Below are 21,418 nucleotides of genomic sequence, written 5' to 3' on the forward strand. Positions count from 1 at the left end.
TGCAGGGGGGACCCTGTGGGAGAGTAGGACGCCGCCGAACAATTATTCCGGGAAAGCCCCGTGCCCTTGTGGCACGGGGCTTTTCTGCGTTCACGGACAGGTGACAACCACGGCTCCTCGTGGTGAGTGCGTGGTGTGGTTGGCAGGGAGTGTTGGATCAGAGCCGGCCGGTTCCCTTGAGGGCCAGGTAGGCATCGGCAAGAGCCGGGGCAAGATGGTCCGGAGTGGCGTCGACGACCACCACACCATGGCGCTGGAGCTGCTCTGCAGTGCGCTGCCGCTGAGCTTTGGCCTGGGCCGCCGCTGCCGCCTCGTAGACCGCGTCCACCGTGCCCCGGGCCTCGGCCATCTGCTCGATGTGCGGGTCGGCCACGGCAGCCACTAGCACCGTGTGGCGCTGAGTCAGCTGGGGAAGGACGGGGAGCAGACCCTCCTCGATGGGAGCCGCGTCCAGGCTGGTGAGGAGCACGAGCAGAGAGCGACGAGGGGCGCTTGCCAGCGCAGCGGCGCTGAGTCCTCGGGCGTCCGTTTCCACCAGTTCAGGTTCGAGCGGTGCCATGGCAGTGACCATGGCCGACAGGACTTCACCCGCGGCGCGTCCCTGGACCTGGGCACGGATGCGGCGGTCATACGCGAGCAGGTCCACACGATCGCCGGCGCGTGTAGCGAGAGCGGTGAGGAGCAGCGTCGCGTCCATTGCAGCATCGAGGCGAGGCACAGCACCGACTCGGCCTGCCGATGTGCGACCGATGTCTAGGACGATGAGGATGTGGCGGTCCCGCTCGGGGCGCCACGTACGGACTGCGACGGCCGATTGCCGCGCCGTTGCCCGCCAGTCGATGGAACGGGTGTCGTCGCCGGGGACATAGGCGCGGAGGCTGTCGAACTCGGTGCCTTCGCCGCGGGTGAGGACGCTGGTGCGTCCGTCCAGTTCACGGAGTCTGGCGAGGCGGGACGGCAAGTGCTTGCGGCTGGTGAACGGCGGCAGTACGCGCACCGTCCACGGAACGTGATGACTTCCCTGCCGGGCTGCCAGGCCCAATGGCCCGTATGAACGTACGGTGACGCGTTCGGCTCGGCGGTCGCCGCGGCGAGTGGGACGCAGGTGAGTGGTGAGGCGGCGGCGTTCACCTGCCGGGATGTCCAGCCTGTGGCGGGACGCCGCCTGTTCCGTACCTTTGAGCCAGCTGCTGGGCGGCCAGGCATCGCGGAGATGCGCGCGCAGGCGCCGACGCGACGCGTTGGTTACGGTCAGTTGCACGTCCGCATCATCGCCGAGTCGAACGGTTGTGTCGCCGGATCGGGTGAACTGGAGCGTTCGCACTGGCGCGGCCAGGGCGTAGTCGCACAGAATTGCCAGAGAGAGCGGGGCATTGACCGCGAGCATGCCCGTCCAGCTCGGGGCAAGGATGCCTACGGGGAGTGACCCCAAGGCGGCGAGTAGCGCTGCTCGTCCGGTGAGGGTCACGGGCACTGCCTCATCGGGGTACGGGGACGTGGGCGAGGACTGCGGTGATGACGGAGTCAGGGGTGACTCCTTCCATCTCCGCCTCGGGGCGCAGGTGGATGCGATGGCGGAGCGTGGGGAGTGCCAGGGCTTTCACGTCGTCCGGAATGACGTAGTCACGGCCGGTCAACCAGGCCCAGGCGCGGGCCGTGGAGAGCAAGGCGGCAGCACCTCGAGGGGAGACCCCGAGGGAGAGCGAGGGGGATTCACGCGTGGCACGACAGATATCGACGACATAGCCGGCGATCTCGGGGGAAACCGTGGTTCTGGCGACGGCGGCGCGGGCGGATTCCAGGTCGGCAGGGCCTGCGACGGGGCGGACGCCTGCGGAGACCAGGTCGCGGGGGTTGAAGCCGTCGGCATGGCGGGTCAGGACATTGATCTCCTCGTCGCGGGACGGCAGTGGCACTGTCAGTTTGAGGAGGAAGCGATCCAGCTGGGCCTCGGGGAGGGGGTACGTGCCCTCGTACTCGACGGGATTCTGAGTGGCCGCAACCAGGAAGGGGTCCGGCAGGAGGCGGGGGGTTCCGTCGACGGTGACCTGGCGCTCCTCCATCGCTTCCAGAAGCGATGACTGCGTCTTCGGAGGAGTGCGGTTGATCTCGTCGGCCAGGAGGAGGTTAGTGAAGACCGGGCCTGGCTGGAAGGAGAACTCAGCTGTACGGGCGTCGTAGACCAGAGAGCCGGTGACGTCGCTCGGCATCAGGTCGGGGGTGAACTGGACGCGCTTGGTATCGAGCTCGAGTGAGGCGGCGAGGGCGCGGACCAGGAGGGTCTTGGCGACACCGGGTACGCCTTCCAGGAGGACGTGGCCTCGGCAGAGCAGCGCCACGACGAGGCCGGTGACGGCGGGGTCCTGGCCGACTACGGCTTTGGCGATCTCGGAGCGCAGGGCTTCCAGGGATGCGCGGGCTGCGTCGTCGTTCCCGACGGTCTCGATTGTCCCGGCGGGCACTGGGGGCGGGGCGCTCATGAAAGGCGTACCTCTCTTTCGAGGGTGTCGAGTTGGTCTGCCAGACGGACAAGGGCGGCGTCATCGGCCGGCGCCGTGCCGAACAGCACGGCGTTCAGTTCGCCTTCGATGGTGCTGAGGCGTGCGGAGACGGCGGGAAGGAGCACCGCGGGGGAGTGAGCATTGCGGGGTGAGACCCCGAGGAGCGGGGCGATGCGGGTGCGAGTGGCGGAGCGCAACGAGGAGGCGGCCCGGTCGCGGGCATTCACCTTGCGGTAGAGGCGGGCGCGGCCCTCGGTGGATTCGGAGGCGCGAATGGCCACGGGCAGCCGTTCGGTGACCAGGGGGCCCAGACGACGGGCGCGCCATACGGCGGCGAGCACGGCGGCGACTGCGAGTTGCAGGGTTGCCCACAGCCAGCCCGGAGGGATCAGGTCGGCGAAGCTGCGGTTGTTGTCGGCGTGCTCATGGCCTGTGCTGTTGTCACCGTCTCCGCCGTTCCCGGTGGCGGAGGGGTCAGCGAGCGAGGGGAGGTACCAGACCAGATGCGGGCGGGAGCCGAGAAGTTGCAGGGCCAGGGAGGCGTTTCCCTGGCTGTCGAGACGGCTGTTGTAGAGGAAGTCCGCGGAGCCGAGCACGATGGAGTCGCCGGAGGCCTGCTCCTGGACCACGAGCAGGGTGGGGAGACCCCCGCTGGGGTAGCAGGCGAGGGTTTCGAGGCCGTCCGCGGTGTAGCGGAAGCCTCCCGTGTCGGCGGTTCCCGCGCTGTGGGCTGCGGGCAGCACGCACTGCGGTGCACGCGGGGCAACCGGTCCGGTGGACGTCGTGCGGACCCCGGGGGCCAGTGTGTCCACGGACGGGGGACCGGGCGCGAGGAGGACAGTGCGGCCGGCCGAGTCGGCAGTCGCGGCGCGGAGCTCGCTCTGCTGGCCCGGCGTCAGCAGATCAGGAGTGGTGACGAGCAGGGTCGTGTCCGGGCCGACCGCGGTGGTGGCCTCCTCGAGTGTGGTGGCCACCCGTACGGAGACGCCGCGGTCCTTGAGGAGTTCGGCGACGGCCCGGCTTCCGTGCTGATCGGCCGAGCGGGGGTCGAGTCGGCCGTGCTGGGCACCGGAGTGTGCGGTGGCCAGGACGATTCCGGCTGCTATGAGAAGGAGAAGGGCGAGCACCAGGCCGCGGGTGCGGGTCCAGACCTGGCGCGGGGTGGGGGAGACCGAGGTAGGGGGCGCGGTCATTCGGCCGCTCCCTGGGCCGGGGCGGGCAGCAGGGGCTTGGCGTTTTCGAGGTCGAGGTCGAGGTCTCGCAGCATCAGATACGCCTGCTGGTCGGTGTTCCGGCCGCCGTACATGATGGCGTCGAACTCCCGGGCGGCGGCGCGGAGGGGCAGCGCGTGCGCCGGCAGCGAGTGGCCTGCCTCGGTGGCGGCTTCGTCGGCGGTGCGGCCGGGGCGGGGGTCGAGCAGGGCGCGCTCCTCCAGCGAGCGGACGATGGCGCGCATGCGTTCCTGGACAGCCTCGTCCCAGCGGTGGGCAGCAGCGTGTGCCTCGGCGGCTGTCCGGTGTTCGGCGGCGCTGCGGGGGCTGTCGCCGAACAGGGCGTCGGTGGGGCGGGCGGTGTGTTGCGGGGTGCCCAGCCGCCACCAGAGGGCGGCGGCCAGAGCGATGACGATCAGCAAGAGGACGATCAGCCCGAGCGGTCCGCCGGGGGCGGTGTTCGAGGCTGCGGAGAAGAGATCGCCGAGCCACCCCCAGAGGCGGTCGAGACCGCGCTGGAGGAGGTTCGGGTCGTTCTCGTGGTACATCGGTTTGGACAGTTCGTGCCTCGCCGCTTCGCGGGCGGGCACACGTGGAGTGTCCACCGGTATGTCGCTGCTCGCGTGGATCAGCAGCCGTGCTGTTGTCGCGCCCCCCGCCCCCGTCACGGCATCAGCTCCTCGTGTCGTAGCCGGGCAGGCCTGCAGCCCGGGCGAGTTCGAGGTCGAGTGCCTCGCGACGGATGCGCTGGTCCACGTAGAGCAGGGCCATCACACCGGCGGAGAGCGGGTAGGTGATCGTCGAGATGATCACCTCGCCGATACCGGAGATGATCAGGAATGGCCAGCCGAAGTCGGTGGGCTTCCCGGTGAGGAACGCTCCCATCCCGTGGCCGTCCATGAGGATCGCGATGATGCCGAACGGGATCGCGATGACCAGGGTCACGATGAGTGTCAGCAGCCAGGTGAGGATCAGGATGCCGAACGTCCGCCACCAGGCGCCGCGCACCAGTTTCGCGGAGCGGCGCATCGAGACGGTGATCGACTGCCGCTCCAGCATCAGTGCCGGCGGGGCGAGACAGAAGCGGACCATCAGCCAGATGACGACGGCGGTGGCTGCCAGGAATCCGAGGAGGGCGAGAGCGACGCCGGCGGCGGAGCCGATCAGCACGCCCGGGAGCACGCCCACCGCCATGATGGCGGCGGTCATCAGGGTCAGGAGCAGGGTCAGGCCGAGCAGCTGAAGGAGGCGGGGCCGGGCCTCGGTCCACGCCTCGGAGAGCGTGACGGAACGGCCCACCACCGAGCGGCTGATCACGATGGTGAGCACGGAGGTGGTGAAGAGCGTCGCGATCAGGGTGACGAGCGTCGACGGCGCGCTGTAGATCAGGCTCGACTGCATGGAGTCGGCGGCCTGGCGGAGTGCCTCCGCGCCGGTTGCGTTCGGGTCGACCGAGGCGGGTTCCGGCAGCAGATAGCGCTGCACGAGGATGATCGTGACCTGGGCGATGACGGAGACGGTGAGGGTGATGCCGAGAACCGTGCGCCAGTGGGCGCGCATCGTGGACACCGCACCGTCGAGGATCTCTCCGACGCCGAGCGGGCGGAGCGGGATGACCCCGGGCTTCGCGGCAGCGGGCGGCTGGGCCCAGCCGGCTGCCTGCGGCCTGCCGCCCCAGCCGGGGGTGGGTGGCGGTACGCCGGGGCCGGGGCCGGAGGTGCCCGGTGGGGACCACTGCCCTGCCGGCGGTTGTGTGGAAGACCAGTTTCCCGCAGGGCCGCTGCCGTCGATGGGCTCGGACGGCCGGGGGACGCCCGCCTCCTGGCCGTCGGAGGGGGCGGATCCGGGCGAGGCCCAGCCCGGAGTGTCGTTCATTCTCGCTCCTTCACGGTCCTGTCCGCTCACGGGGCGGCAGGTTGGCAGCCATCGTGCCACGCGTTGCTCCGGTACGGGCCGGGTGCTCCGTCACCGTCTTGCCTTCATATGTGGGCGGCTCACGGTGCAGACTGGGCGGATGGCTGATCAGGACGCGCAATCGCCGGTGGGCATCGGGCCTTCCGCGCTTCCCTCCATCCGCTGGGCCGAGCCTCCGGAAGGCCCCGCAGTGGCGCTTCTCGACCAGACGCGGTTGCCCGCCGAGGAGGTCGAGCTGCTGTGTGCGGATGTGCCGGCACTGGTGCGGGCCATTCAGACGCTGGCCGTGCGCGGGGCGCCGCTGCTGGGCATTGCGGGGGCTTACGGGGTCGCTCTGGCCGTGGCCCGGGGCGACGACGTGGCAGAGGCTTCTGGGCTGTTGGAGCGGGCGCGGCCCACCGCTGTGAACCTCGGGTACGGGGTGCGGCGCGCGTCGCGGGCGTACTGGGCGGCGCTGGACAAGGGCGAGGACGCGCAGCGGGCGGCCGCAGTGGCCTTGGCGGAGGCCGAGGCGCTGCACCGGGAGGATGCCGAGGCCAGTCGGCGCATGGCGCAGTACGGGCTCGCGCTCCTCGAAGAGCTGCTGCCCGGCGGCGGGCATCAGCTTCTGACCCACTGCAATTCGGGGGCGCTTGTCTCGGGCGGTGAGGGCACGGCCTTTGCTGTGGCGCTCGGGGCGCACCGGGCCGGACAGCTGCGACGGCTCTGGGTGGACGAGACGCGGCCGCTGTTTCAGGGGGCGCGGCTGACCGCGTACGAGGCGGCGCGCCACGGGATGGCGTACAGCTTGCTCACGGACAATGCCGCGGGTTCGCTGTTCGCCGCGGGGGAGGTGGATGCCGTGCTCATCGGGGCCGATCGCATTGCTGCGGACGGGTCCGTGGCGAACAAGGTCGGGAGCTATCCGCTGGCGGTGCTTGCCAGATACCACCACGTGCCGTTCATTGTGGTGGCGCCGACCACGACCGTGGATCTGCAGACCCCGGACGGGGCATCGGTCATCGTGGAGCAGCGCCCCGGGCAGGAAGTGACGGAGCTCACATCGTCCCGGGTCGGGGCGGGTGGAGAAGCGAGGGGGCTGCCTGTCGCACCGCTGGGAACCCAGGCGTACAACCCCGCATTCGACATCACGCCGCCGGAACTGATCACGGCGATCGTCACGGAGGAGGGCGTAGTCTCCCCGGTCACGGGGGTCGGGCTGGCAGAGCTGTGTGCCAGATCATCGCACGTGACGATTAGCTAATGGGATGATGTCGATTATGAAGGGACGCGTCCTTGTCGTCGACGACGACACTGCACTGGCCGAGATGCTCGGGATTGTGCTGCGTGGTGAAGGGTTTGAGCCGTCGTTCGTAGCGGACGGCGACAGGGCACTTGCCGCATTTCGAGAGGCCAAGCCGGACCTGGTCCTGCTCGATCTCATGCTGCCCGGACGGGACGGTATCGAGGTCTGCAGGTTGATCAGGGCCGAGTCGGGTGTGCCGATTGTCATGCTCACCGCCAAGAGCGACACCGTCGATGTGGTGGTGGGCCTGGAGTCAGGGGCCGACGACTACATCGTCAAGCCGTTCAAACCTAAGGAGTTGGTTGCCCGGATCAGGGCACGTCTGCGCAGGTCCGAGGAGCCGGCACCGGAGCAGCTGACCATCGGGGACCTGGTCATCGATGTGGCCGGTCACTCGGTGAAGCGGGACGGGCAGTCGATCGCCCTGACCCCGCTGGAGTTCGACCTGCTGGTTGCGCTCGCCCGCAAGCCGTGGCAGGTCTTCACCCGTGAGGTGCTGCTCGAGCAGGTGTGGGGATACCGCCACGCCGCCGACACCCGGCTGGTGAATGTGCATGTCCAGCGGCTGCGTTCCAAGGTCGAGAAGGATCCGGAACGGCCGGAGATCGTGGTGACCGTCCGAGGCGTCGGCTACAAGGCCGGACCGAGCTGACGTGTCCTTCGGTAGCGCTGCCCCGAAGCCCGGGGAGCCGGGAGTCCGTACGGGGCGGGCTACCGGTTCCGGACGCAGGACGTCCGCGTTCGGACGTCTTCTTCAGGGTGGCCGGTTGTTCCACGACCGGGCGCCCGGCGGTCCTGTGCCGCGACTGCTGATGCGCTGGGTGCGGCGTCCGCTGCTGCCTGCCGTCCGGCTGTGGCGGCGCAACCTGCAGCTGCGGGTCGTCGCGGGCACGCTGCTCATGTCTCTCGGTGTCGTGCTGCTGCTCGGCCTGGTCGTGATCGGGCAGGTCCGCAACGGTCTGCTCGACGCGAAGGGCAAGGCTGCCCAGACGCAGGCCGCCGGCGGTTTCGCGGCGGCCCAGGACAAGGCGAATGCTCCGCTCACCCCCGGTGGGCAGGACGGTGACGCCGGGGACGGCGCGACCGCCAGCAACTCGTGGCGGACGGAGCTCGTCGACCAGCTCGCCAGCGGCGGCAAGAACGCCTTCAACGTGGTGGCGCTCAGCGCCGACGAGGGCAGCCGTGCGCCGCGCGGCTCGGGCAGTGTCGAAGCGGCCAGCATTCCGCAGAGCCTGCGGGAGGCGGTGGACAAGGGGCCCGGCGCGTTCCAGACGTACTCCCTGATCCGGTATGCGAACGGGCAGGAGTCGCAGCCCGGGCTTGTCGTCGGCAAGCGTCTCTACGACATCGACCAGAACCCGTACCAGCTCTACTACCTCTTCCCGCTGACGCAGGAGGAGAAGTCCCTGACCCTGGTCAAGGGCACGCTGGCGACCGCTGGACTGTTCGTGGTCGTGCTGCTCGGCGCCATCGCCTGGTTCGTGGTGCGGCAGGTCGTCACCCCCGTACGGATGGCCGCGGGGATCGCTGAGCGGCTCTCCGCGGGCAGGCTCCAGGAGCGCATGAAGGTCACCGGCGAGGACGACATCGCCCGGCTCGGTGAGGCCTTCAACAAGATGGCCCAGAACCTTCAGCTGAAGATCCAGCAGCTGGAGGAGCTCTCCCGGATGCAGCGACGCTTCGTCTCGGACGTCTCGCACGAGCTGCGGACGCCGCTCACGACCGTACGGATGGCCGCCGATGTCATCCATGAGGCACGCGTCGACTTCGATCCGGTGACCGCGCGCTCCGCTGAACTGCTCGGCGATCAGCTCGACCGGTTCGAGTCGCTGCTCTCCGACCTGCTGGAGATCAGCCGGTTCGATGCGGGTGCCGCCGCGCTGGAGGCCGAACCGATCGACCTGCGGCAGGTTGTCCGGCGCGTGATCGGCGGCGCCGAGCCGCTCGCCGAGCGCAAGGGCACCCGGATCCGGGTGGTCGGCGACGAGCAGCCGGTGATCGCGGAGGCCGACGCGCGGCGGGTCGAGCGCGTGCTGCGCAATCTTGTCGTCAACGCCGTCGAGCACGGTGAGGGCCGGGAGGTCGTGGTGCGGATGGGGGCGGCCGGAGGCGCGGTCGCCGTCGCCGTCCGCGACTACGGCGTGGGACTCAAGCCCGGCGAGGCGACCCGGGTCTTCAACCGGTTCTGGCGCGCCGACCCGGCGCGGGCACGGACGACCGGCGGCACCGGTCTCGGACTGTCGATCGCCGTCGAGGACGCCCGGCTGCACGGCGGCTGGCTGCAGGCATGGGGCGAGCCGGGCGGCGGTTCGCAGTTCCGGCTGACGCTGCCGCGTACGGCGGACGAGCCATTGCGTGGCTCCCCGATACCGCTGGAGCCCGAGGACTCGCGACGCAACCGGGAGAACCGGGGGCTGACCGCGGACGTCGGTACGACCGGGAGCGAGCACCGGCTCACGACGGTGCCGACCCAGCTGGGCGGCCCGGACCGTTCGCCTCTGCCTGTACCCACGCGTGCCCCCGCGGCTCCCCGGACGGCACCGGCGTCGGTGAATCCGGCCGCCCTGCCGGGCAACGGCGCCCGGGTGGTCGCCCGCCGCGCCGAGGACCGGCCGGGCGACACCATCGACTCTGCTGCGCAGGACCCGGATCGGGAGGACACGACTCGTGGGCGCTGACCGTCGTGAGGGCGGCCGTGGACGTGCGGTGGGGATGATCGCTCTGCTGGGATGCGGCGTCGTGCTGCTGTCCGCGTGCGGCTCGATGCCCGTCACCGGGGACATCAAGGCGGTTGACGCCTCACAGCCCGGCGACTCCCAGGTACAGGTGTACGCGGTGGCGCCCCGCGAAAACGCCACTCCGGGTGAGGTGGTCGACGGCTTCCTGGAGTCCATGACCAGTGACGACCCAGGCTTTCGGACGACCCGGAAGTACCTGACGAAGGAGGCATCGCGCACCTGGAAGCCGAGCGCGTTCACCACGGTGCTCTCCAAGGCGCCGAGCTGGAGCCAGCGGCGCCCGGTCCGCGACAGCGACCGCAGCAGTACGGAGCTCACCTTCACGCTGTCCGGCGACAAGGTGGCGACGGTGGACGCGCAGAACGCCTACCAGCCCGTCGTGCCGACGGACTTCAACCGGAGCCTGCACCTGGTGCGGCAGAACGGCAGCAAGGAGTGGCGCATCGACCTCGTGCCGGACGGCCTGCTGCTCGGTCAGTCCGACTTCAAGCGGCTCTACCGCTCCGTCAACAAGTACTACTTCGCCGCCGGGCCGGCGACAGATCAGTCGACGCTGGTCGCCGACCCTGTCTATGTGCGCAACCGGACGGATCCGATCACGGGGATGGACACCGTGACACAGACGGTCCGCAGTCTCGTCGAGGGACCGACTAACTGGCTGCGGCCGGTGGTCGATTCCCGTTTCCCCACCGGTACGGTCCTGCGCAAGGACGTCACCGCGCTGGCGCCCGACGACCGCAACGTACTGAAGGTTCCGCTCAACAAGAAGGCGGACGACGTCGGGCAGCGCTCCTGCCGCATGATGGCCTCTCAGGTGCTGTACACCGTGCGCGATCTGACGTCCGCCCGGGTCGAGCAAGTCGAGCTGCAGCGGTCTGACGGTTCGTCGCTCTGTGTCCTGGGTTCGGACCAGGCGGAGGAGTTCGCTCCGGACGGTTCCTCGGGTGGCAACGACAGCCAGTACTTCGTCGATGACGAGGGCCATGTCCAGCGCATCCCGGGGAGCACCAAGGGCAGCGGTGATCCGGAGCCGGTGGCCGGGCCGCTCGGTGACGGACCGGTGCGGATGAGCACCGTCGGCGTGGCCCGCGACGAGCAGCTGGCGGCGGCGGTCTCGCAGGACAGCGCGTCTCTGTACGTCGCCTCCGTCGTTTCGGCGGGCGAGCTCCCTCGGCCCGCCGTGACCAGCAGGGCGAAGAAGCCGGAGGACCGGTTGTCTGCGCCCAGTTGGGACGGGCGGGGCGATCTCTGGGTGGCGGACCGGAATCCGGATGATCGCCGGCTGCTGAGACTGGCCGGCGGTACGGGCGAGCCGTCGAACGTCAGGGTGCCGGACCTGGGCAGCGCGCGGATCGAGGCGCTGCGGCTGTCGGCGGACGGTGTCCGGATCGCGCTGCTGCTGACCGAGGACGGCCACACCACGCTGAGGATCGGCCGGATCGAGCGCCAGGGGGGTCCGGACACCCGGCAGGACGTCTCCGTCGTGGAGCTGCGGAAGGCCGCGCCGCAGCTGGCGGACGTGACCGCGATGTCCTGGTCGGGCCGGAGCCGCCTCGTGGTGGTCGGCAAGGAGCAGGATGGCGTACAGCAGGTGCGTTATGTCCAGGCGGACGGTTCGGCACCGGCGTCGGGAGTGCTGCCCGGGGCGAATCAGGTGTCGTCGGTCGCGGCTGCGGCGGACGACGAGCAGCTGCCGCTGATGGCGGACACCGAGGACGACGGGATAGTGAAGCTGTCGCCAGGGGACAACTGGCAGACGGTGCTCAAGAAGGGCTCATCGCTGGTCTATCCGGGCTGAGCCCCGGTCCGCGGAGTCCCCCGGCCAACGGTTCCGGGTGCCCGGGACCAACCCTGATCGCGTGGCGACGGGCGCTCCCTCCTGTTTCGGGACGGCTGTGTTTTCCACAGGGGTGGCCGGGTTCGTGCTGCGGGCGCACAGTGGAGTCATGCGGGGGTGGTGGCGGGAGATCGCCGGGCTGGTCCTGCCTGTGGCCTGCAGCGGCTGCGGCGGACCGCGGGCCGAGCTGTGCGAGGACTGCCGGGCGGTGCTTCATGGAGCGGTGCCGCGACGGGTGAGGCCCACGCCCGAGCCGGCCGGGCTGCCGGTGGTGCATGCCGCCGCGGCGTACGAGAACGCGGTACGGGCGGCGCTCCTGGCCCACAAGGAGCGTGGCGTACTAGGACTGTCGCGGGAGCTCGGCAGGGCGCTGGCGGGTGCAGTAAGGGCCGGGACGGGGCAGGTGGGCGGTCGGCCGGGATCACTGCTGCTCGTGCCGGTGCCGTCGGCGCGGCGGGCGGTGGCGGCGCGCGGGCACGATCCGACGCGCAGGATCGCGCTGTCGGCCGCCGGCGAGTTGCGGCGCGGTGGCGTGCGGGTGCAGGTGGCATCCGTACTGCGGCAACGGCGGCCGGTGGCCGATCAGTCGGAGCTCGGTGCCCGGCAGCGGCAGGAGAATCTGGCGGGCGCGCTGGAGGTGGTGGCCGGTGGTGAGCGGCTGCTTGCGACCGAACGGGTGGTGCTTGTGGACGACCTTCTGACGACCGGGGCCTCGCTGGCCGAGGCGGCACGCGCGCTCGACGCGGCGGGCCTCTGCGAAGACAAGGGTCCCGGAATGCGGCAGGCGGCCGTTGTTGCAGCGTCTCCGTCCGCCTTCGAAATAAACCGGAACTGCCAATGAACTTTCATCGTTGCAGGTAGTGAGTGGGCAAAGACCCCTGAACGGAGGTACGTGCGAGTAGCGGGTGCCGACATCCGGCTGAGCAGGCTATGTTCGGTGGTGAGGAAAGGTGAATGCCGGACCTCGACGAATGCACCCCCAGGTTTCGGGCAGGTAACTCACCGGTAGCCCAGAAGCTGAAAAGTCGGTGGGGTGGAGACCTCCCGGATGGGGGAGGAGGAGGTCGAAGCCACCGAGTCCGAGGCTCCGGCGATCACCGGAGCCTGGTGCAAAAGGGAGATGCTCCGCCGCCGAGCGGAGCGATCCGGGAACGGAGTTCTGCGTGGACATCGTCGTCAAGGGCCGCAAGACCGAGGTGCCCGAGCGGTTCCGCAAGCACGTGGCCGAGAAGCTGAAGCTGGACAAGATCCAGAAGTTCGACGGCAAGGTGATCAGCCTCGACGTCGAGGTGTCCAAGGAGCCAAACCCCCGTCAGGCCGACCGTTCCGACCGGGTGGAGATCACGCTTCGCTCGCGGGGACCGGTCATTCGTGCGGAAGCGGCCGCAGCCGACCCCTACGCAGCGCTGGACCTGGCCACCGGCAAGCTGGAGGCGCGGCTGCGCAAGCAGCACGACAAGCGCTACAGCCGCCGGGGCAACGGCCGGATTCCCGCTGCCGAAGTCGCCGAGACCGTGCCGGGTGCGGCGTCGTTCAACAGCGAGGGTGACCTGGCCGGCGAAGGCGCGGCAGAGTCCGTACCCACCACCAGGATCGGCTCGCTCGAGGTGCAGGGCGAAGGGCCGCTGGTGATGCGCGAGAAGACGCACGTCGCGGCACCGATGCTGCTCGATCAGGCGCTCTACGAGATGGAGCTGGTCGGGCACGACTTCTATCTGTTCGTCGATGCCGAGACGAAGGAACCCAGTGTCGTCTACCGACGGCACGCCTACGACTACGGTGTCATTCATCTGAGGACCGACCCGCTGGCCGCTGACGAGGCGGGCGGCGCAGGCGGTGCGCTCGGCGGCTGACGCCCCGCATCGGTGGTGCCCCTGGGGGCGCAATCACGCCACCAGGGGCACCCGAGTGGGACCACAGGACCACCGCTCTGACGTCCAGGCATGGAATCATGACGTCCCAAGCCAAACGGTGCTCTGTGAAGTGCCGTTGGCGGACAGCTTGTGAACTTCAGGCCGTGGCCTTCAGGGGGAGGAACGATGGCGGACACCTTCGGGCCCGTGCGCGATGCGAATGATGCCGACGACACTGCCTGTGCCGACACCGGCGCGGACACGGAGAGTTCCCGCAAGGAGCCGATCCGCGTCCTGGTGGTGGATGACCATGCGCTCTTCCGCAGAGGTCTGGAGATCGTCCTCGCACAGGAAGAGGACATCCAGGTCGTCGGCGAGGCGGGTGACGGGGCGGAGGCCGTCGACAAGGCGGCCGACCTGCTGCCCGACATCGTGCTGATGGACGTACGGATGCCCAAGCGCGGCGGCATCGAGGCCTGCACCTCCATCAAGGAGGTGGCCCCCAGCGCGAAGATCATCATGCTGACGATCAGTGACGAGGAGGCCGACCTCTACGACGCGATCAAGGCGGGGGCCACCGGCTATCTCCTCAAGGAGATCTCCACCGACGAGGTGGCCACAGCGATCCGCGCGGTCGCCGACGGGCAGTCCCAGATCAGCCCGTCCATGGCGTCCAAACTGCTGACCGAATTCAAGTCGATGATCCAGCGGACCGACGAGCGCAGGCTGGTGCCGGCGCCGCGGCTCACCGACCGGGAGCTCGAAGTCCTCAAACTGGTTGCCACGGGCATGAACAATCGCGATATCGCGAAGGAACTGTTCATTTCCGAGAACACCGTGAAGAACCACGTCCGCAACATTCTGGAGAAGCTGCAGCTGCACTCCAGGATGGAAGCAGTGGTCTATGCCATGCGGGAGAAGATCCTGGAGATCAGGTGAATCGGGTGCGCCGGTACAGCCGGGTCAGCCGAGGGCGCGGGCGACTTCCTGGCTGAGCGCCTCGCGCAGCTCCGGTGCGTCCACCCGTTCCACCCGGACCGCCGTGCAGCCGACCCAGGCCGCCGCCTCCACGAGCGCCTCGGCCATCGGTGCGACGGCCTTCCTGCCTGCCAGGGACACCTGCCGAGCGACCAGAGTCGTGCCCTCGCGCGCCGGATCGACCCGGCCCTGGAGCTTTCCGCCCGCCAGCAGCGGCATCGCGAAATAGCCATGAATCCGCTTGGGCCTGGGGACGTACGCCTCCAGGCGGTGGGTGAAGCCGAAGATACGTTCCGTCCGCGCCCGCTCCCAGATCAGTGAGTCGAACGGAGACAGCAGCGTCGTACGGTGCCGTCCGCGCGGCTCCGCAGCCAGTGCCGCCGGGTCGGCCCAGGCAGGCTTCGCCCAGCCCTCCACCGTCACCGGCACCAGCCCGGAGTCCGCCACCACCGCGTCGAACTGCTCGGCCTTCAGCCGGTGGTAGTCGGCGATGTCCGTACGGGTGCCGACTCCCAGGGACTGCCCGGCGAGTGCGACCAGCCGGCGCAGACACTCCGTGTCGTCCAGATCGTCATGCAGCACGGCATCGGGCAGCGCACGCTCCGCGAGGTCGTACACCCGTTTCCAGCCGCGCCGCTCGGTGCACACCACTTCGCCGTACATCAGGGCCCGTTCGACGGCGACCTTCGACGCCGACCAGTCCCACCACTCCCCGCCGTTCTTCGCGCCGCCCAGCTCCGTCGCTGTCAGCGGTCCCTCGGCGCGCAGCTGCTTGATCACCGTGTCGTACGCCCCGTCGGGAAGATCGTGGCTCCACTGCGGGCGCGCCCGGTAGGAGCGGCGGCGGAACGCGAAGTGCGGCCACTCCTCGACCGGCAGGATGCACGCCGCATGCGACCAGTACTCGAAGGTGCGGCCGCCGGACCAGTACGCGTCCTCGATCGTGCGGCGGCCGACGGCGCCGAGGCGCGCGTACGGAATCAGCTCGTGCGATCGGGCCAGCACCGAGATCGTGTCGAGCTGTACGGCGCCGAGGTGCCGCAGCACGCCCGGCACCCCCGACCGGCGGTCCGGTGCCCCGAGGAGGCCCTGGGCGCGCAGGGCGATCCTGCGTGCCTGGTCGGCGGAGAGTTCGGCAGCAGGAGGCGGCACAGGCGTCATGGGCCGAACCCTAGAGGGTCGCACTGACATTCGTTCACGGAGTGGTGGACCGGTCCGTGCAGCCGGAGGTGGGGGGCGCCGACAGGGGACTTCGCCGGCAGATACGGGTGGGCGCCCGGCAAGGCCAGGTCGGACGGGAGCAGCGCGCCGACCCAGGTGTCCCGCCGCACGCCCTTGTTCAGCAGTCCCGAGCGCTGATCGCCCTCCAAGCGGAAGCCCGCCCGCTGCGCCACGGCCCGCGAGGGCACATTGCCGACCTCGGCCCGCCACTCCAGCCGGTCCCCGCCGAGTGCGGTGAACGTCCAGTGGGCGGCAGCCCGTACCGCCTCCGTCGTATAGCCGAGACCGCGGTGCTCCTTCGCCGTCCAGAACCCCACCTCGTACGTGCCCGGCAGCGTGCGGCGGTCGATGCCGAGTGCACCGGTGATCACCCCGCTGTCGCGCTGCACCACCGTGAAGTTGTACATGGAGTCGTCCTGCCAGCCGCTGGGGGACAGCTTCTCCGTGAAGAGTTCGGCATCGGCCCGGCTGTACGGGGAGGGGATGACCGTCCAGCGCTGGATGTCCGGGTCCTGACAGGCGGCGTACACCTCGTCCGCGTCGCTCCGGCGAAAGGGGCGCAGCAGCAGACGTTCAGTGGTGAGAGTGATCGGCTCCATGTACGGATTCTGGTGAGGTGCGGACGGCGATGCGACCAGTTTGGGCGCTTCCCGGCACCTTCCGAGTCCGCCATCCGTTGAATCGAAAGGGCACAGCGGGTTCAACGCGGCGGCAGCCCTCCCGGCGCGACGGGGTCCTCGCTTACGATGGCCGTTGCGGTGGGGCTCACCTGCCGTGCCCGTGCCAGCGTCCAACACAAACCCAGTGCCAGGCCCGACCGGCAAGGAGACCAGCCTCAGTGTCCGTCTTCAACAAGCTCATGCGTGCAGGCGAAGGCAAGATCCTGCGCAAACTGCACCGCATCGCGGACCAGGTCAGCTCCATCGAAGAGGACTTTGTCAACCTCTCCGACGCCGAGCTGCGGGCGCTCACCGACGAGTACAAGGAACGGTACGCGGACGGCGAGAGCCTGGACGACCTGCTCCCCGAGGCATTCGCGACGGTCCGTGAGGCCGCCAAGCGAGTACTCGGACAGCGCCACTACGACGTCCAGATGATGGGTGGCGCGGCGCTGCACCTCGGCTATGTGGCCGAGATGAAGACCGGTGAGGGCAAGACCCTCGTCGGCACCCTGCCCGCGTATCTCAACGCGCTCTCCGGCAAGGGCGTGCACCTGATCACGGTCAATGACTATCTGGCCGAGCGCGACTCCGAGATGATGGGCCGGGTCCACAAGTTCCTGGGCCTGACCGTCGGCTGCATCCTCGCGAACATGACGCCGGCCCAGCGACGTGAGCAGTACGCCTGCGACATCACGTACGGCACGAACAACGAGTTCGGCTTCGACTACCTTCGCGACAACATGGCGTGGTCCGCGGACGAGCTCGTCCAGCGCGGACACAACTTCGCGGTGGTCGACGAGGTCGACTCGATCCTCGTCGACGAGGCCCGTACGCCGCTGATCATCTCCGGCCCGGCCGATCAGGCGACCAAGTGGTACGGCGACTTCGCCAAGCTGGTCACGCGCCTCACGAAGGGCGAGGCGGGCAATCCGCTCAAGGGCATCGAGGAGACCGGCGACTACGAGGTCGACGAGAAGAAGCGGACCGTCGCGATCCACGAGCCCGGTGTCGCGAAGGTCGAGGACTGGCTCGGCATCGACAACCTCTACGAGTCGGTGAACACCCCGCTCGTCGGGTACCTCAACAACGCCATCAAGGCCAAGGAACTCTTCAAGAAGGACAAGGACTACGTCGTCATCGACGGCGAAGTCATGATCGTCGACGAGCACACCGGCCGTATCCTCGCCGGCCGCCGCTACAACGAGGGCATGCACCAGGCGATCGAGGCGAAGGAAGGGGTGGACATCAAGGACGAGAACCAGACCCTTGCCACGATCACCCTGCAGAACTTCTTCCGCCTCTACGGCAAGCTGTCCGGCATGACCGGTACGGCGATGACCGAGGCCGCCGAGTTCCACCAGATCTACAAGCTCGGCGTCGTGCCGATCCCGACGAACCGGCCGATGGTCCGCGCCGACCAGTCGGACCTGATCTACCGGACCGAGGTCGCGAAGTTCGCCGCGGTCGTCGACGACATCGCCGAGAAGCACGAGAAGGGTCAGCCGATCCTGGTCGGCACCACCTCGGTCGAGAAGTCCGAGTACCTCTCGCAGCAGCTCTCCAAGCGCGGTGTCCAGCACGAGGTGCTCAACGCCAAGCAGCACGACCGCGAGGCGACGATCGTGGCCCAGGCCGGCCGTAAGGGCGCGGTGACGGTGGCGACGAACATGGCCGGTCGAGGCACCGACATCAAGCTCGGCGGCAACCCCGACGACCTCGCCGAGGCGGAGCTGCGCCAGCGCGGTCTCGACCCCGTCGAGCACGTCGAGGAGTGGGCGGCCGCGCTGCCCGCGGCGCTGGAGAAGGCCGAGCAGGCCGTGAAGGCGGAGTTCGAAGAGGTCAGGGAGCTCGGCGGGCTCTACGTCCTGGGCACCGAGCGGCACGAGTCGCGGCGTATCGACAACCAGCTGCGCGGTCGTTCCGGCCGTCAGGGCGACCCGGGCGAGTCCCGCTTCTACCTGTCGCTCGGCGACGACCTGATGCGGCTGTTCAAGGCGCAGATGGTTGAGCGCGTGATGTCGATGGCAAACGTGCCGGACGACGTGCCGATCGAGAACAAGATGGTGACGCGGGCGATCGCGTCGGCGCAGTCGCAGGTCGAGCAGCAGAACTTCGAGACGCGTAAGAACGTCCTGAAGTACGACGAGGTGCTCAACCGGCAGCGCGAGGTCATCTACGGCGAGCGTCGTCGCGTCCTGGAGGGCGAGGACCTGCAGGAGCAGATCCGCCACTTCATGGACGACACCATCGACGACTACATCCGGCAGGAGACTGCCGAGGGCTTCGCCGAGGAGTGGGACCTCGACCGGCTGTGGGGCGCGTTCAAGCAGCTCTACCCGGTGAAGGTCACCGTCGATGAGCTGGAGGACGCGACCGGGGACCGGGCCGGGATCACCGCCGAGTTCATCGCGGAGTCCATCAAGGACGACATCCACGAGCAGTACGACGAGCGCGAGAAGCAGCTCGGCTCGGACATCATGCGTGAGCTGGAGCGGCGCGTCGTGCTGTCCGTCCTGGACCGCAAGTGGCGTGAGCACCTCTACGAGATGGACTACCTCCAGGAGGGCATCGGCCTGCGGGCCATGGCGCAGAAGGACCCGCTGGTCGAGTACCAGCGCGAGGGCTTCGACATGTTCAACGCCATGATGGAGGGCATCAAGGAGGAGTCCGTCGGCTACCTGTTCAACCTGGAGGTCCAGGTCGAGCAGCAGGTCGAGGAGGTTCCGGTGCAGGATGCGGCCGAGGGGACCTCGCTTGCCAAGGAGGACGCCACGGTTCCGGCTGCGGCACGTCCGGAGATCCGCGCCAAGGGGCTCGACGCTCCGCAGCGCCCGGACCGGCTGCACTTCTCCGCCCCCACGGTGGACGGGGAGGGAGGCGTCGTCGAGGGCGACTTCGCCAACGGTGACGGTGGGGCCGGGTCGGAGTCGGACGGGCTCACCCGGGCGGAGCGACGCAAGGCGCAGAAGAGCGGTGGCGGGGGGCGGCGCCGCAAGAAGTAGGTGCGGCTGCGCCTGCGTCCTGCGGGCGTGAGTTTGCTTCGTACGGCGGCTGGGGCCGGGCACCGAGGGGTGTCCGGCCCCAGCCGTGTGCGGGGCGGGCCGGCGCGCCGGGGTCGCCCGTCGGCCGTTCTGCCCTCCCGCGCCGGACCGGCCGGAAGAGCCTGCTGGTGCAAGGGCCGGGCGTGAGGCGCCGGACGGACTCGGGGATCGCTGCTGGGGTCGCGCTGTGCCGCGAGTGGTGGGTGCCGGGGTCACGCCTCAGCTGCCCGACTTGGTGCCGCCCAGCTCTACCGCTGCGCAGCGCCAGCGCAGGTCCGGGCCCTGTTCCAGGCGGAAGGCCATGGCGCGTACCTCTTCGCCCGCCGCGATGCTCGCGCACGCCTCCACCACGCCCGGTGCGGGCTGGGCGCCGTGGCAGCGGCGTACCACCGGGCGGGCCCCGCGGGCCCTGAGCGGGGTTGCCGGGGCCAGTTCGGCCAGCTGGTCGTAGGCCTCGCCGATCGTGTGGCCGAGCATCCAGTGGACCGGTCGCTGGCCGCTGAGAACCGCGAGGAGGCGTTCCGCGAACCAGTGGTGCGGGCGCATCCGCTGCGCTGCCCGGCGACGCTCCGCCGGTACGGCTTCGGGCCTGCGCTGGTCGTGACGTCCGGCGGGCCGGGTCCTGTTCACGCTCATCGTTACATCGCCCCCGTTGATCCGAGGCCCGGCTGTCTACCGGGCAGTAACTTCTGTTGGGGATCTTCTACGGCGGTGGCGTACGCGGCCGCAAGCGCCGTCGGGGCGCCGGGCGCGGTCCCAGAGGTTCACCTATCCGGGTGACAGGCGCGGTGTCGCAAGGCGCGTGGGGGCGGTGTGAGGGGTGAATTGTGCGCGTGGGGTGGACGGGCCGGAGGCCGTACCTGTAACCCCGATGGGGGACGTCGCACGTATCCTGAGGGCGTTCCGACTACGAAAGCGGCCAGCCATGCGCGTGTACGTCCCCCTGACCCTCTCCGGTCTCGCAGCGGCGCACCGGGCGGGCGAGGTCGGCCCCGGTCCGCTGACCGCATACGCGGTCACTCCCGCGCTCCGCGAGTGGTACGTCTCCGACGACATCGAGGAGCTGGAGTACGCGGCGCTCAACCGGGCCGCGTCCGCCTCGCTGCGGATGATCGCCGGGGACCCGGGTGCCGTGCGCAGGCGCGTGGTCGTCGCCGTCGACGTACCGGACGGGGAAGCCGTCGCCGACCCCGACCACAGCCTCGATCCGTCGTCGCTCGGTGAGGTGCGGATCGCGTCCGCGGTGGCGCTGAAGAAGGCGGCCGCAGTGCATGTCGACGCGGACGACGCGGAGAAGGACGTGGCGGCGGCCGCCGCGGTACTCGGCGCGGCGGACCTCGGGGACGACGACGCGCAGTTCACGGTGGACGGTGCCGAGGACCACGAACTGCTCTGGTTCGGGGTGCAGGAGATTCCCAACCTGATCGGCTGACCCGTATCTGACCGGCTGACCCGTTGTCGTACCCGGCAGGTATTTTCTCTCCATGGGGACACACGGGAAGCACCGCACGCATCTGGTCTGGGACTGGAACGGCACACTGCTCGACGACAACGCCGCGGTCGTCGGCGCGACGAATGCCGCCTTCGCCGAGGTCGGCCTGGAGCCGCTCACGCTGGAGCAGTACCGGGAGATGTACTGCATCCCGATTCCCCGCTTCTACGAGCGGCTGATGGGTCGGCTGCCCACCGAGGCCGAGTGGGAGCGGATGGACGGGATCTTCCACCGGTACTACACAGAGCAGCGGGTCGCCTGCGGGCTGACCGAGGGGGCCGCGGAGCTGCTGGCGCAGTGGCAGCTCGCCGGGCGCAGCCAGTCGCTCCTGAGCATGTATGTCCACGAGCAGCTGGTGCCGGTGGTCCGGGGGTACGGGATCGAGCGGCACTTCACGCGGGTCGACGGCCGCACCGGGCCGTCCGGCGGCAGTAAGGCGCAGCACATGGAGCGGCATCTTGCCGCCCTGGACGGGATATCGCCCGAGCGCACGGTGGTCATCGGCGACGCGGTGGACGACGCGCTGGCCGCGGCGCATGTCGGTGCGGGGGCGGTGCTCTATACCGGGGGGTCGCACAGCCGGGCCAGCCTGGAGGCGGCCGGCGTGCCGGTGGTGGACAGTCTCGCCGAGGCTGTGGAGCTTGCCGAGCAGATGACCGGCTGAGGGGCGCCCGGAGGGGTCCGG

At 69.6% G+C, this 21,418-nt stretch carries 18 protein-coding genes; 10 read left to right on the forward strand and 8 right to left on the reverse strand.

Going from position 1 to position 21,418, the window contains the following annotated elements; genetic code table 11:
• Positions 1–157 precede the first annotated feature (157 nt).
• From ACNPQM_RS37820 to ACNPQM_RS37840, 5 genes are read right to left on the reverse strand one after another with little or no spacing between them, the layout of a single operon-like run.
• Positions 158–1,468 carry a DUF58 domain-containing protein gene (locus ACNPQM_RS37820; protein ID WP_418087510.1) on the reverse strand — a complete coding sequence of 437 codons (1,311 nt, stop codon included), beginning with the start codon at positions 1,466–1,468 and terminating at the stop codon, positions 158–160.
• A 10-nt stretch (positions 1,469–1,478) separates the two neighbouring features.
• Positions 1,479–2,480 (reverse strand): AAA family ATPase, encoded by a 1,002-nt coding sequence (locus ACNPQM_RS37825; RefSeq protein ID WP_418087511.1) that lies wholly within the window; start codon positions 2,478–2,480, stop codon positions 1,479–1,481.
• Positions 2,477–3,694 carry a DUF4350 domain-containing protein gene (locus ACNPQM_RS37830; RefSeq protein ID WP_418087512.1) on the reverse strand — a complete coding sequence of 406 codons (1,218 nt, stop codon included), beginning with the start codon at positions 3,692–3,694 and terminating at the stop codon, positions 2,477–2,479. Before ACNPQM_RS37830 ends, ACNPQM_RS37825 begins: the two co-directional genes overlap by 4 nt.
• Positions 3,691–4,380, reverse strand: a complete 690-nt coding sequence (locus tag ACNPQM_RS37835; protein ID WP_418087513.1) for a DUF4129 domain-containing protein — start codon at positions 4,378–4,380, stop codon at positions 3,691–3,693. Before ACNPQM_RS37835 ends, ACNPQM_RS37830 begins: the two co-directional genes overlap by 4 nt.
• Positions 4,381–4,384: 4 nt before the next feature.
• Positions 4,385–5,587: a glycerophosphoryl diester phosphodiesterase membrane domain-containing protein gene (locus tag ACNPQM_RS37840; protein WP_418087514.1), complete on the reverse strand. Its 1,203-nt coding sequence runs from the start codon at positions 5,585–5,587 to the stop codon at positions 4,385–4,387.
• Between the two features lie 139 nt (positions 5,588–5,726).
• Between ACNPQM_RS37840 and mtnA the strand changes: the two genes are divergently transcribed.
• The 7 genes from mtnA to ACNPQM_RS37875 all read left to right on the forward strand — a co-directional run bounded on the left by mtnA (position 5,727) and on the right by ACNPQM_RS37875 (position 14,278).
• Complete coding sequence (gene mtnA / locus ACNPQM_RS37845; RefSeq protein WP_418087515.1) at positions 5,727–6,869, forward strand: S-methyl-5-thioribose-1-phosphate isomerase; 1,143 nt, start codon at positions 5,727–5,729, stop codon at positions 6,867–6,869.
• Positions 6,870–6,873: 4 nt separating this feature from the next.
• Positions 6,874–7,563 carry a two-component system response regulator MtrA gene (gene mtrA / locus ACNPQM_RS37850; protein ID WP_358859352.1) on the forward strand — a complete coding sequence of 230 codons (690 nt, stop codon included), beginning with the start codon at positions 6,874–6,876 and terminating at the stop codon, positions 7,561–7,563.
• A gap of 1 nt (position 7,564) precedes the next feature.
• Positions 7,565–9,589 (forward strand): MtrAB system histidine kinase MtrB, encoded by a 2,025-nt coding sequence (mtrB, locus tag ACNPQM_RS37855; protein WP_418087516.1) that lies wholly within the window; start codon positions 7,565–7,567, stop codon positions 9,587–9,589.
• 34 nt (positions 9,590–9,623) lie between these two features.
• Positions 9,624–11,447, forward strand: a complete 1,824-nt coding sequence (locus ACNPQM_RS37860) for an LpqB family beta-propeller domain-containing protein (RefSeq protein WP_418087522.1) — start codon at positions 9,624–9,626, stop codon at positions 11,445–11,447.
• Positions 11,448–11,595: 148 nt separating this feature from the next.
• Positions 11,596–12,327, forward strand: a complete 732-nt coding sequence (locus tag ACNPQM_RS37865; protein ID WP_418087517.1) for a ComF family protein — start codon at positions 11,596–11,598, stop codon at positions 12,325–12,327.
• A 322-nt stretch (positions 12,328–12,649) separates the two neighbouring features.
• Positions 12,650–13,339, forward strand: coding sequence for a ribosome hibernation-promoting factor, HPF/YfiA family (hpf, locus tag ACNPQM_RS37870; RefSeq protein ID WP_358859349.1), 690 nt, complete (start codon positions 12,650–12,652; stop codon positions 13,337–13,339).
• 186 nt (positions 13,340–13,525) lie between these two features.
• A complete protein-coding gene (locus tag ACNPQM_RS37875; protein WP_358859348.1) occupies positions 13,526–14,278 on the forward strand; it encodes a response regulator transcription factor in 753 nt (250 codons plus the stop codon).
• A gap of 24 nt (positions 14,279–14,302) precedes the next feature.
• On the opposite strand, the gene ACNPQM_RS37880 is transcribed toward ACNPQM_RS37875, so the two are convergent.
• Positions 14,303–15,478 carry a winged helix-turn-helix domain-containing protein gene (locus tag ACNPQM_RS37880; protein WP_358859347.1) on the reverse strand — a complete coding sequence of 392 codons (1,176 nt, stop codon included), beginning with the start codon at positions 15,476–15,478 and terminating at the stop codon, positions 14,303–14,305.
• A complete protein-coding gene (locus ACNPQM_RS37885; protein WP_418087518.1) occupies positions 15,475–16,137 on the reverse strand; it encodes a GNAT family N-acetyltransferase in 663 nt (220 codons plus the stop codon). Before ACNPQM_RS37885 ends, ACNPQM_RS37880 begins: the two co-directional genes overlap by 4 nt.
• Before the next feature lie 239 nt (positions 16,138–16,376).
• On the opposite strand from ACNPQM_RS37885, the gene secA reads away from it, so the two are divergent.
• Positions 16,377–19,202 carry a preprotein translocase subunit SecA gene (gene secA / locus ACNPQM_RS37890; RefSeq protein ID WP_358859345.1) on the forward strand — a complete coding sequence of 942 codons (2,826 nt, stop codon included), beginning with the start codon at positions 16,377–16,379 and terminating at the stop codon, positions 19,200–19,202.
• A 258-nt stretch (positions 19,203–19,460) separates the two neighbouring features.
• Here secA and ACNPQM_RS37895 read toward each other — a convergent pair whose 3' ends face one another.
• Positions 19,461–19,877, reverse strand: a complete 417-nt coding sequence (locus ACNPQM_RS37895; protein ID WP_418087519.1) for an Rv3235 family protein — start codon at positions 19,875–19,877, stop codon at positions 19,461–19,463.
• A gap of 289 nt (positions 19,878–20,166) precedes the next feature.
• On the opposite strand from ACNPQM_RS37895, the gene ACNPQM_RS37900 reads away from it, so the two are divergent.
• Positions 20,167–20,673, forward strand: a complete 507-nt coding sequence (locus tag ACNPQM_RS37900) for a DUF6912 family protein (protein ID WP_358859343.1) — start codon at positions 20,167–20,169, stop codon at positions 20,671–20,673.
• A 52-nt stretch (positions 20,674–20,725) separates the two neighbouring features.
• Positions 20,726–21,397, forward strand: a complete 672-nt coding sequence (locus ACNPQM_RS37905; RefSeq protein WP_418087520.1) for an HAD family hydrolase — start codon at positions 20,726–20,728, stop codon at positions 21,395–21,397.
• Positions 21,398–21,418: the final 21 nt, after the last annotated feature.

Source organism: Streptomyces sp. NPDC056231 (assembly GCF_048270745.1).
Lineage (GTDB): Bacteria > Actinomycetota > Actinomycetes > Streptomycetales > Streptomycetaceae > Streptomyces.